Origin of the sequence: Mastigocladopsis repens PCC 10914 (assembly GCF_000315565.1) — a bacterium.
GTDB lineage: Bacteria > Cyanobacteriota > Cyanobacteriia > Cyanobacteriales > Nostocaceae > Mastigocladopsis > Mastigocladopsis repens.
On the sequence record NZ_JH992901.1, the window covers coordinates 2,113,002 to 2,124,720 of the forward strand.

Annotated in this window: 9 protein-coding genes; 6 read left to right on the forward strand and 3 right to left on the reverse strand. The window is 44.5% G+C overall.

Features of this window, described 5'->3' with window-relative positions; all coding sequences use genetic code 11:
* The first annotated feature begins 186 nt into the window (after positions 1-186).
* Positions 187-1,605, forward strand: a complete 1,419-nt coding sequence (locus MAS10914_RS0111520; protein ID WP_017316086.1) for an LCP family protein — start codon at positions 187-189, stop codon at positions 1,603-1,605.
* Positions 1,606-1,729: 124 nt separating this feature from the next.
* Here MAS10914_RS0111520 and MAS10914_RS0111525 read toward each other — a convergent pair whose 3' ends face one another.
* Positions 1,730-2,629: an alpha/beta fold hydrolase gene (locus tag MAS10914_RS0111525; RefSeq protein WP_017316087.1), complete on the reverse strand. Its 900-nt coding sequence runs from the start codon at positions 2,627-2,629 to the stop codon at positions 1,730-1,732.
* A gap of 438 nt (positions 2,630-3,067) precedes the next feature.
* Between MAS10914_RS0111525 and pyrH the strand changes: the two genes are divergently transcribed.
* The 3 genes from pyrH to MAS10914_RS0111540 all read left to right on the forward strand — a co-directional run bounded on the left by pyrH (position 3,068) and on the right by MAS10914_RS0111540 (position 6,212).
* Positions 3,068-3,796 carry a UMP kinase gene (gene pyrH, locus MAS10914_RS0111530; RefSeq protein ID WP_017316088.1) on the forward strand — a complete coding sequence of 243 codons (729 nt, stop codon included), beginning with the start codon at positions 3,068-3,070 and terminating at the stop codon, positions 3,794-3,796.
* Positions 3,783-4,331, forward strand: a complete 549-nt coding sequence (frr, locus tag MAS10914_RS0111535; protein ID WP_017316089.1) for a ribosome recycling factor — start codon at positions 3,783-3,785, stop codon at positions 4,329-4,331. The genes pyrH and frr overlap by 14 nt, the downstream gene beginning before the upstream one ends.
* Before the next feature lie 756 nt (positions 4,332-5,087).
* A complete protein-coding gene (locus tag MAS10914_RS0111540) occupies positions 5,088-6,212 on the forward strand; it encodes a geranylgeranyl reductase family protein (protein WP_017316090.1) in 1,125 nt (374 codons plus the stop codon).
* Between the two features lie 89 nt (positions 6,213-6,301).
* Here the strand turns inward: MAS10914_RS0111540 and ccsB are convergent, their stop codons facing one another.
* Positions 6,302-7,351 carry a c-type cytochrome biogenesis protein CcsB gene (ccsB, locus tag MAS10914_RS0111545; protein WP_017316091.1) on the reverse strand — a complete coding sequence of 350 codons (1,050 nt, stop codon included), beginning with the start codon at positions 7,349-7,351 and terminating at the stop codon, positions 6,302-6,304.
* Between the two features lie 122 nt (positions 7,352-7,473).
* Complete coding sequence (locus MAS10914_RS0111550; RefSeq protein ID WP_017316092.1) at positions 7,474-9,279, reverse strand: DUF3352 domain-containing protein; 1,806 nt, start codon at positions 9,277-9,279, stop codon at positions 7,474-7,476.
* Positions 9,280-9,586: 307 nt separating this feature from the next.
* Here MAS10914_RS0111550 and MAS10914_RS0111555 point away from each other — a divergent pair, with 307 nt between their 5' ends.
* Together MAS10914_RS0111555 and cobQ are read left to right on the forward strand one after the other, a co-directional pair.
* Positions 9,587-9,991: an Npun_F0494 family protein gene (locus MAS10914_RS0111555; RefSeq protein ID WP_017316093.1), complete on the forward strand. Its 405-nt coding sequence runs from the start codon at positions 9,587-9,589 to the stop codon at positions 9,989-9,991.
* A gap of 238 nt (positions 9,992-10,229) precedes the next feature.
* Positions 10,230-11,708, forward strand: a complete 1,479-nt coding sequence (gene cobQ / locus MAS10914_RS0111560) for a cobyric acid synthase CobQ (protein WP_017316094.1) — start codon at positions 10,230-10,232, stop codon at positions 11,706-11,708.
* Positions 11,709-11,719 lie beyond the last annotated feature (11 nt).

The window sequence follows — 11,719 nt, forward strand, 5'->3', positions numbered from 1 at the left end:
CATACTTCAATAAAACCTCTCCGGATTTGCCAAAAAATAGGAGAAATACTGCAATAAGTGTTTTGGTAAACACTCTTAGTGGAAATTTACCACTGATAATCTAGGAGTTAGCTATTATAGGTTGATTTATCTGTTTCTATAGCAGAAGATTTTCCGGATTTTATTCAGTTAAGTGTGAGGAAGTCAGTGACCATTCAAAGAGCTTCGGCGCAAGAAAACCATTCCGCAAACGTTAACAACTCAAGTGATAAAAATTCGCACAACCATAAATCTGGACGTTGGTTGTGGTTTTGGGTAGGTATGAGCGGTATTGCAATGGTGTCAGCGACCGCAGGGGCGCTGTTGGCAGTTTCTTTAACAAGTACGCCTTTAATGCAAGCTTCTTTAAGTGCAGATGAAGCGGCGGTGTTTGATAGCGATCGCATTTCCGGGAGTGGACTACGATTCTCAGAATTAACTCGCCCTGTGAATATCTTAATAATGGGAATGAGCGTACTTCCGCCTGATGTCAAAAACTCTTCCACTGAAGCCAGAAATCTCAGATACCTACCTCAAGTCAATTCTTTTGATGGTCTTGCTGATGTCATGCTCTTGATGAGATTCTCTCCAGAGCAGAAAAGATTAGCCATGCTTTCTATTCCCAGAGATACCCGTACAGAAATAGATGAACACGGTCTCAAGAAAATTAATTCCGCAAATGTTATTGGTGGACCAGCTTTAACTGCCAAAACTGTTAGTAACCTCTTAGACGGCGTAGGAATTGACCGCTATATCCGGATTAACGTTCTGGGAGTCGGTAAACTCATTGATGCCTTGGGTGGAGTGACAGTTTACGTACCCAAGGATATGAAATACCAAGATGATTCTCAGCACCTTTACATTAATTTGAAGAAAGGAAAACAGCACCTCAATGGTGAGCAGGCGCTGCAACTTTTACGCTTCCGACATGATGAGAATGGGGATATTGGACGAATCCAGCGTCAGCAAATGGTCATGCGAGCGTTGATGGATCAATCTCTCAACCCAACTACCCTCACTCAATTGCCCAAAGTTCTCAACGTAGTTAAAGAACACATTGATACTAACTTGACAGTTGAAGAGTTATTGGCACTAGCAGGTTTTGGAGTGCGAACAAATCGCTCCAATATGCAAATGTTGATGCTGCCTGGTCGATTTAGTCAAAAAGGGGAGTTTAATGTTAGTTACTGGTTACCAGATAGCGAACGCATCAATAGCATGATGGCTCAGCACTTTGAGATGCAAACAGATTCTACACCTCATGAAGTAGATCCAGCTTCTTTGCGAATCGCAATTCAAGACAGTACAGGCAGCGATAATGTCAGTCTTCGACCTTTGATTAGAGCTTTACAAAGATCTGGCTATACCAACGTGTATGTCGCCAAGAGCTGGGGAGAACCCTTAGAAGTGAGTCACGTTGTCGCCCAACAAGGAGATGGCAGCAGTGCCGAATCTATTCGCAATATTTTAGGATTTGGGGAAGTGCGGGTAGAAAGCACTGGTAATCTTGGCTCTGATATTAGTATCCAAGTGGGTAAGGACTGGTTACAGCAAAGAGAAATCCTTGAGAACCCCGTTCAACCATAGGTAAAGACATCAAGAGTAAAAAGCATAAAAAAAAGAACTCAGAATCGAGAGGAGTTTTTCTGAGTTCTAAGTTCTCCTAAGCGGCTGTTTTCAGCCTTGCTCGTTGAGTCTGCATAGCAGCCTTCTATTGTGTTCGCTCCCAAATCCAGTCCTGTATAATCGGATTTACCAGCTCAGGGGCTTCATCTTGGGGACAATGCCCCACGCCTTCTAAAGGAATAAACTTTTGTACTAGCGGAAAACTTGCCAACTCTCTACCTAGTTCAACTGGTTCCCAAGGGTCTGCTGTTCCCCACAAGATAATCGCCGGACAAGGTAGTTGAGGTAAAAGGTCTTCCGGTAAAGGACCTTGGGAATAAGCGGTAAAGGCGAGGAAAACAGCCACAGCCCCTGGATCGCGTGCTGGTGCTGTTAGTATATCTACTAACTCTTCTGTGACTGCTTCAGAATCAGCATAGGCTTGCAGAAGAATTTTCCGCACTGTTTTAGGCTTGGCAACTTGATTGAAAAAGAAATCGCCAATTGGTTTTACGGATAGCAAACGTTGGAGTAGGGGCGCTCCAAAGCGCCGATGCCAGGGTAAAGTTGCCCGCTTGCGATCATGCAACAGACGTAAGGAGCAATTGAGCAACGCAACTCCTAAAGCTATGTCCGGGTTACTCACCGCCGCCTGCATCACCACAATACAGCCGATGGAGTTAGCAACTAAAAAAGCTGGTTCACCCACAACTTCACGGCAAAAATCTGCCACTTGCTGTCCCCAAGTTTCAATCGTGTAGGCAATCCCCTCACCTGGTTTTGGTTTAGCTGAACTGCCAAAGCCAATCAAATCAATGGCATAAACACGGCAGTTTTCCGCCAGCACGGGTATATTTTTCCGCCAGTGCCACCATGAGGCTCCAAAGCCATGCACTAGGATAACAGCGGGTCCAGTCGTTCCTAGGGTTTGGTAGCAAATGGGAAAGTCTTGCCAAATCCAGGTTTTTGTTGAGGTGAATGCTGGAGTGGAAGCAGAGGTGGTCATGGGAGATTGATGATTAGTACAAGAATTAAATGTACAGCCGCTTACCGCAGGCATTGCTGTTTTTATTTTTGCCGCACTTAATAATAATCAGCTAGAGTATGCCAGGATAGCAAGTCGTATATGTTGTCACGTGAACAGGGTTTTCGCTCATGCTGGTACAATCTTCTACTCCTGTGATGTTTGGTGCTAAAAATGATAGATAGCACTGGTGTATTGCAATACAAAGGGAAGAGGGCTGATCACCCGCAAAATTCAGAAGCCGTGGGGGAGAATTATCTTAAGCGTACAATCGCCTATTTGTAGAAAGGGCAAGGAATTCATCCCAAAGGGGCTGAATCAATTGGCACTTGTTTGGTAAAGAGAAAATAGAGACAGAATGCCACTGTATTGCTATCTTAAATTGGAGGTAATAACAAATTTTTGCTCAAACGTAACTTCATGGGAACAGATTACCGAAGGGTTTTACTTAAACTGAGTGGTGAAGCCCTCATGGGCAATATGGGTTATGGAATTGATCCACAAGTGGTCAAGGAAATAGCCGAAGAAGTAGCAGAGGTGGTGTCAACTGGTGTTCAGATCGCCATTGTCGTTGGAGGCGGAAATATTTTTCGTGGCGTCAAGGCGGCGTCGGCGGGGATGGACCGAGCAACCGCTGACTACATCGGGATGATTGCCACGGTAATGAATGCTATGACACTACAAGATTCACTGGAACGAATAGGGGTACAGACGCGGGTACAAACCGCAATCTCTATGCAAGAAGTCGCCGAACCTTATATTCGTCGTCGTGCCATCCGCCATTTAGAAAAAGGGCGGGTGGTTATTTTTGGTGCTGGCTCGGGAAATCCCTTCTTCACCACTGATACCACTGCGGCATTGAGAGCCGCAGAAATTGAAGCTGAAGTGATTTTTAAAGCCACTAAGGTAGACGGCGTTTACGATGCTGACCCCCACATATACCCTGACGCCAAACGTTACAACAGCTTGACATACGGGCACGTTTTAGCAAAAGATTTGCGAGTAATGGACAGTACCGCGATAGCCTTGTGTAAGGAGAATAATATTCCTATCCTTATATTTGACTTAACTGTGCGGGGTAATATCCGCCGGGCAGTCATGGGAGAATCCATCGGGACGCTTGTGGGAGGTTCTTGTGAAATTAGCTGAAGCTGAGAGTACGATGCAAAAGACCGTTGAATCCACTCAACGAGCTTTTAACACAATTCGCACTGGTCGCGCGAATGCGAGTTTATTAGATAAGGTCACGGTGGATTACTACGGTTCGCCAACGCCCTTAAAATCCCTGGCAAACATCAGTACGCCAGATTCCACAACAATTCTGATTCAGCCTTACGATCGCAATAGCTTAAACCTGATTGAAAAGGCAATTTCTATGTCGGATGTGGGCTTAACCCCGAGTAACGATGGTTCCTTAATTCGGCTCAACATTCCGCCCTTGACGAGCGATCGCCGTAAAGAATTAGTCAAAATCGCCGCCAAGTATGCCGAAGAAGGACGCGTTGCTATTCGCAATATCCGCCGCGATGCTTTAGACACAATTCGCAAACTGGAAAAAACAGCCGAAATCTCTGAGGATGAGTCACGCGATCAGCAAGACAAATTGCAAAAATTGACAAACAAGTACACTGCCAGAGTAGACGAATTGTTGGCAGAAAAAGAAAAAGACATCACAACTGTCTAGAAAGAACACGGGAAAAAGCTCATCAGGGAGACTCGGTTCTTAAAGATCAGGGGACATGAGGATAAGGTGAAGAGGACACGAGGACAAGGAGACACACTAGACACGGAGAATTTCATAACCAAAGGCTCTCCGCGTTACAGGGTCTATTTATCTCCATATTATTAGCATCATTGGCAGTGTTCTACGTCTCCTCTTCTTTACGTCCAATGGAAATTGCGTCAGTTCATCTCATAGTCTTTGAGGCTTATCAAGACCCATACACTACCTCAAATTGTAGAGGTAGAAACCTTCTTTTTTACGACTTGTGTAAATGTACAATTATCGAAGTACTATATAAGGTTCTTCAAAATTGGCAATGAAAAAATCAATCATTGAGACGTTTACTAACACTTTATGAACAATCCTAAACCCTTGGGAAAAAATTGGTAATCGGTTAACTCATGGGTTCTATTTTAGTATGAATTACAAAAACATAGACAAGTTCTGTATCATTAAAAAATAGGTTGAAGTTAGTAAAAATTGTATAAATTGTTTTAACAGAAAAGATAGTAATACCAGAGATATAATCAATAAAAATAAATTAAAACAGTGTTTTTATATACTAATATTTACAGATGAACTGAGTTGATTAAGAATTAAGATTTAAACAAGATGGCAAACTACAAAAATCAATGCAAGTGTCGTCACACTGTCTAGTGAGAGAGTAAAAAGAAAAACTCGAAAGCTAACAAATTCAGGAGCAAAGACAAGAGCCATATGTACGACTGCATTATCGTCGGCGCGGGACCAGCTGGTGGAACAGCCGCATATCATTTAGCCAAGCGGGGGCGCTCAGTATTAGTTTTGGAAAAAGAATCCCTGCCAAGATACAAACCCTGTGGGGGTGGAGTGTCGCCAGCGATCGCCCAATGGTTTGACTTTGACTTTAGTCCAGCAATTTCCACAAAAGCAGACACAATTCGCTGTACTTGGAAAATGGGCGAACCAGTGGAAGCAGAACTAGCAACTCCGGAACCAGTTTGGATGGTTAGGCGCGATGTTTTCGACCATTTCCTCATTCAGCAAGCGCAAAAACAAGGAGCTGAACTGAAAGACAATACCGAAGTGACAGGCGTTGAATTTAAAGGTGACTATTGGCAAGTCAATACAGCCAACGAACCTTTTACAGGTCGTTACTTAATCGCTGCTGATGGTGCAAAAGGACCAATGGCAAAATTGCTAGGCTTTAAAGAACGGAAACGCCTTTTAGCAGGAGCCTTGGAAGCAGAAGCAGCAGCTAAAGTGGAAAATAGTCACATTGCTCACTTTGAGTTTGGCATGGTTAAAAACGGCTATCTCTGGAACTTCCCCAAGGCGGATGGTTATTCCATTGGTATTGGTACATTTGTTGGCGGCGGTCAAGCCCAAGACTTTAAAAGTATTTTGAGTGAGTATGGTAGCTTGTTTGGCTTGGAGATAAAAACCTGCAAGCAGTATGGTCATGCCTTGTGCTTGTGGAACGGCAATCAAAAGCTGCACACTGAAAATGCGGTTTTAGCTGGAGAAGCTGCTTGTGTCGTTGACCCCTTTACAGCAGAAGGTATTCGCCCCTCAATTTTTAGCGGTATGAAAGCGGCAGTTGCCATCGACCACGGTTTGGGTGGCGATATCAACGCCTTGGAAAAATACTCTGAGATCATTACCGAACAATGGGGTAGTGATATGTCTTGGGCGCAGAAATTGGCTGGGGCATTTTACCGCTTCCCTGGCATTGGTTACAAAGCTGGTGTCAAACGTCCCTCTGCTGTCCAAATTATGGGTAAGATTTTGTGTGGTGATTTGCGTTATGGCGACGTTGCAGGTCGCGCCCTTAAGCGCCTTGTCCCCGGTTTGGGTGGATAGTTATTACTCATTACAATAAAGTATTTTATCTTCTTGTATGAAAAAAACCTGCTCTCCGCGCTTCGGAGAGCAGGTAGGGGGTGAGGCAGTTACAAGAACCACCCATATGAGTGCAAACCCTTACCCAACAAATTAACCCCCAAGTAGCAAATCCAGACAACGACAAAACCACTAGCGGCTAAAATTGCAGGACGACGCCCTTGCCAACCGCGAGTGATGCGGGCGTGAAGATAAGCAGCAAAGACTAACCAGGTAATCAGCGCCCAAGTCTCCTTGGGGTCCCAACTCCAGTAAGATCCCCAAGCTTCGTTAGCCCAAACAGCACCAGCAATGATGCCTATAGTCAGCAGGGGAAATCCTAACCCGATAATGCGATAACTGATATTATCAAGGGTTTCGGCAAGGCTAAGACGCTGAGGTGAAAGGGGTTCTGCTGTTGCTATGGCTTGAGACTGAGTGGCGGTGACTAGATCCAAAACAGCGGTTTTGCCGTTGCTATTGCTTTCAAAACGAACGACTCCGTTATTTTCAGCACCGATTGCGGGAAGTTGGGAAACTGGTTCGCCCGCTTTGTGCAAGCGGTAGCCGTTGCTACGATATCCACCAGTCCCGACAGAACTCCCTTGTAATTGGATCTCTTGAGCACGAGTGACAATGAGAAAGGCGATCGCCAGTAGTGAACCCACCATCAACGCCGCATAACTCAACATCATCACACTGACATGCATCATCAGCCAATTGGATTTAAGTGCAGGAACTAAGGGTTCTGCAACTTGCATTTGTGATGGCAATGTAAGGGTAGCAAAAGCGGTGATACCCATAGCTACAGGTGCGGTAACTACTCCTACCAAGCGGCTACGGCTAGTATTTTCGGCAATGAGATGAATAGTAGTTATTCCCCAAGTTAAGAAGAATAGAGATTCATACAAATTACTTAGAGGAAAATATCCAGCTTCCAGCCATCTTGCCCCTAATAAGGTAGCAATGCACAAATTAGCAATTGCCATTCCAGCCGTCCCCATAGCTGTCGTTGCGGGTAGATTCGGAAAAGCCGCCCCGCCCCAATAGACCAGCATTGTCAAGAATAGGGCTGCAAACGAGGCATTGTCCAACCAGTTCTGGAGTACAACCAGATTCATAGTTAATGTTTTCTCCAATCAATTATTTATAGATTCTGATTTTTCTGATCCTATCTGTTTAGGAGGTGATGGGTGATAGGAAAGTGAGGAGTTATAAGCTTTCATTCCCTAACTCCTAATTGTTAGGGTAATGGAGATGAAGTTGCCGTCGTCGTTGGCGTGGGAGAGACACCAGGTGCAGGAGAGACAGGAGTAGCGCTGAATGCGGGGCTGCTTGCTGGACTGGGCAAAGGCGCTGGTTTTCCAGCTTTTTTAAGTCCTAAAAAAATGTCGTAGCGAGTACTGCGGCTATCGCTGACAGCAGCACTCACCCCAATTGAGCGTGTTGCTTGTAACAAGGTTTGTTGATTGGGCACAAATGTCGGCAACGGAAAATTTTTAACCGTACGTTCCACATTCAAGAAAAACTGACCATTTGTAGGATTGGGTTCCCTTGGGACTGTTGTTTGGAATACGGAAACGCCAGCTAGATTCTGATTTGGTCTAGGAACTATTCTATCGGTGACAGGCGCTCCTACCGCTAAGAAAGCCACATCTTCATCCAACCAGCCATGAGTGGCTGTCAAGGTTCCGAAAGGTCCCAGCCAGTTGACAACAGGTTTGTTACCAACTGTTGTATATTTTACCTGAAACTGGTATTGATTTTTCATGACTTCATCGAGCTGTTTTAAGGCTGCTTCAGCACGGGTGCGATTGCTTGTCTCTACCATGAAAACCAAAGCTGCACGAAAATTTTCTGGTAAACCTTCTTTGGGACTATTGGGAATCACTGAGACAGAAAACTCTCCTCGCATCCAACTGAGTAAATCCCGATCTAAATCGAGATTTGTCAGAGATTTCACACCATTTCGCAGTTGTTCTGGCATCATTGGTGAGTGTGGATTTCCTTGGGAGGTTAAAACATAGTCTGCCCACAACTGCTGTAGGTTTCCACCCGATAGCATGAGTAAGGTCTCTGTTGGCAAGCGGTTTTGCATTTTCCCTGCTTTGTTTTCCACTGCTAGTACGCGCTGAGTGTTGGGATTTAGCCAAGAAACGCCCTTCAACCGGATTCCTTGCGATTCCAAAGTCATTGTCCCTGCTAAACCTTGGTTATTCTGAAGTTGAGTCAATACTTGAGCTGGTAAACGACGGTTTGGAGATGCAGTGGCTATCTTTGCAGAGTAAGGTACATTCACGTAGAACTGAGCAAAGGGTTGGTAATTAGCAATTTTTGGAAAATTCTCAGCAAAACCCGCAGTTGTGGCTAGGGATGCTTTTCCTTTATAGGCGTCAATCGCTCGCTCTGTCGTTTTTGGATTATCCGTAATAACTAGGAAACGCCCATCTAGTAGGGCTGCTGAGAATTTTTCAACTTGTCCTTCAGTTTCTTTGATCGGGATATTCTCGTAGGTGCGGTCAATCCATTTACCACCTTTAGCTGCTTTAGGTTGCGCCAAGATGCTTTTCGCTCTTTCCGGATTTTTCACTGGCAGAATCATTACCATCGACTGCTCGTTGATAGTTGCTTCTCTACCAGTAGCAACGGGCTTTGATGCGGGTTTACTCACGTTTGGGGCAAGAATTGCGATTGTCACTTGCTCACCAACCCAAGGACTGATATCTTTCTGGAAGTCATAGCCATTATTAGTCAGAAAGCGATCGCGCAACTGCACTAAATTTTTATCCAGTAAGCTTTGAGTTTCTTTTGTCCCAAACTCTCGTAATTTCTGCCATTGACCTGGATTGGTAGTTAAGGAGACTGCAAATAGGGCATCTTGGGGAATCATATTTGCACCTGGTAGCAACTCTTTAGATGGCTTTCCCTGAGTTAACAGCCAGTAGGTCGCTATACCTCCACTAATCAATAACCCAGCAGACGAGAGCGTCAGTACCAGAGACGGTTTCTTTTTTTTCCTCATCGAATTAGACACAAGGGGTAGTGCCATTGAAACCAATACCTCATACTTGCGAAATCATGATGGCTTGTTGGAAATGAATATGTAATTAATTTTGTAACTCTAAGTCCCCAATTGTACAAATTCGTAGCATTATTAAGTCACTCAGATGAAAGTTTGTAGTACGCGATGGCAGTGCTTACTACGAGCCGCAATTGCCTTGAGATGAAAATCGTTACAAACTGGTGCAACCTTGTACTAACTTGGTCAAAATAACTTAAGTTATATTAAAAGTGCTAAACTTAACAGATTGATATTTAGATCTTTATCCTAACAAAGGTATCTGCAATACAACGAAATGCCTAGTGTTAATTCCCCAAATCAGAAAACCTTTACCTATCCTCGCAGTACCCTAGAACGAGCAGAGCGAGCCTTAGTGTGTTCTCCCTTCAATCTTTGCTTGTATGAAACGATGCGCTCTGGTCGGGTGGCGTTAAGTGAAATAACTGGTGTTTCTGGTGTCCAACATGGTTATACCAAACGCCCTATTTCGGAATTAGCAGCAGACAATGCTCTCGTGTGGCTGATTCAAGTGGGGGTTTTGCGGCGCGAAGTTGATGGTCAGGGAATTACAGATAGTTTCCGTCTCACTCCTATTGGTCGTCAAATAGTGGAACAATTTCAAAGGAAACCTTGGCGTACTCCTACAGGAAGTGATAAATTATACAATGTGTTCATTCGTTGGTTTAGGCTACCCTTTTAGAATTAAGGGTATAGAAGAGTTAAGAATGGGGAATCAAAGGGAACAATAAATACGGAAGCTTCAACTAAATTTATGAAGTTTTTACTATAGCTATCCGATTTAATTGGTGAAATCTTGGCTTTTTAGTCTCTAGTCAAGGTATACAGTCCATAGTGTAAGAATGTTTGACTAATGACGAACTGAATCACCTTTCACCCTTTGAATTAACACACCCAAGCTGGAAAACTAATATTTGGTTATGAAAGCAATTATGATAGTGGGAACGACATCCCACGCAGGGAAATCACTGTTAACCGCAGCTATCTGTCGCATTTTGTCGCGTCGTGGCTGGCGAGTGGCTCCCTTCAAAGGTCAAAATATGGCTTTAAATGCTTATGTTACCGCCAATGGTGGAGAAATTGGCTACGCGCAGGCGGTACAAGCTTGGGCTGCAGGAGTTGTCCCTTGGGTAGAGATGAACCCAATTTTACTCAAACCCCAAGGAGATATGACCTCCCAGGTTATTATCAAGGGTAGACCTGTGGGTAAAGTGAGTGCTGTAGAGTACTACGAACAATATTTTGAACTAGGGTGGCGGGCAATTGAAGAATCGCTACAGCATTTGAGCACAGAATTTGATTTAGTGGTTTGCGAAGGTGCTGGTAGTCCGGCGGAGATTAACCTCAAGCACCGAGATTTGACCAATATGCGGGTGGCGAAATACTTGAATGCATCAACTCTCCTCGTGGTTGATATTGACAGAGGTGGTGCTTTTGCCCATGTCGTGGGAACCTTAGAGTTACTGGAGCCAGAAGAACGCGCTTTAATTCGCGGTGTCGTTATTAACAAGTTCCGTGGACAGCGATCGCTCCTAGAACCGGGAATAAAATGGTTGGAAGAACGCACTGGTATTCCTGTTGTCGGTGTTATCCCTTACTTGGAACAGGTTTATCCTGCTGAGGATTCCCTCGATTTGTTGGAACGTAGAGTCCAAAAATTACACCCTGAACTCAACATTAGTGTCATCCGTTTACCGAGAATTTCTAACTTTACCGACTTTGATCCACTGGAATCAGAAACGACAGTTACGGTAAAATACTTAAGCCCTAAGCAAGAATTAGGACATCCTGACGCAGTCATTATCCCTGGGACAAAGACCACAATTCCTGATTTGATGCTGCTGCAAAAAACTGGTATGGCAGAAGCAATTCAACACTATGCAGCAGCTGGGGGTACAGTTTTGGGAATCTGCGGTGGCTATCAAATATTAGGTCAGATGATAGCCGATCCAGAGGGGATTGAGGGACAAGCTGGCAGATATCAAGGATTGGGGTTATTACCCATAAAAACTGTGATCACCGGACAGAAAATCGCTCGCCAGCGCCAAGTCACCTCAAATTATCCACAAATGGGCTTGCCTGTCATAGGGTTTGAAATCCACCAAGGGCGATCGCGTATAGAAATTCCCCCAACAGAGTCCCAGAAATACCATACTCTGTTTGACGATGCTAACTTAGGGTTAGTGGATAATTGCTTATCAGTTTGGGGGACTTATCTCCACGGTATTTTTGACAACGGTCCTTGGAGACGTGCTTGGTTAAATCGCCTACGCCAACAGCGGGGTTTAAAATCTTTGCCTACGGGCGTTTCCAATTACCGGGAACAAAGAGAGCAAATTTTAGACTCTCTTGCAACTGAAGTTGAACGCCATTTAGACTTAACACCGTTTTTGTCTTGAGGGTGGTTGTC

What these genes read in the sequence shown, in the direction of transcription:
- MAS10914_RS0111550 (WP_017316092.1), bottom strand. Translation starts at nt 9,279, where the DNA reads ATGGCACTACCCCTTGTGTCTAATTCGATGAGGAAAAAAAAGAAACCG.
- pyrH (WP_017316088.1), top strand. Translation starts at nt 3,068, where the DNA reads ATGGGAACAGATTACCGAAGGGTTTTACTTAAACTGAGTGGTGAAGCC.
- ccsB (WP_017316091.1), bottom strand. Translation starts at nt 7,351, where the DNA reads ATGAATCTGGTTGTACTCCAGAACTGGTTGGACAATGCCTCGTTTGCA.
- MAS10914_RS0111525 (WP_017316087.1), bottom strand. Translation starts at nt 2,629, where the DNA reads ATGACCACCTCTGCTTCCACTCCAGCATTCACCTCAACAAAAACCTGG.
- cobQ (WP_017316094.1), top strand. Translation starts at nt 10,230, where the DNA reads ATGAAAGCAATTATGATAGTGGGAACGACATCCCACGCAGGGAAATCA.
- MAS10914_RS0111540 (WP_017316090.1), top strand. Translation starts at nt 5,088, where the DNA reads ATGTACGACTGCATTATCGTCGGCGCGGGACCAGCTGGTGGAACAGCC.
- MAS10914_RS0111555 (WP_017316093.1), top strand. Translation starts at nt 9,587, where the DNA reads ATGCCTAGTGTTAATTCCCCAAATCAGAAAACCTTTACCTATCCTCGC.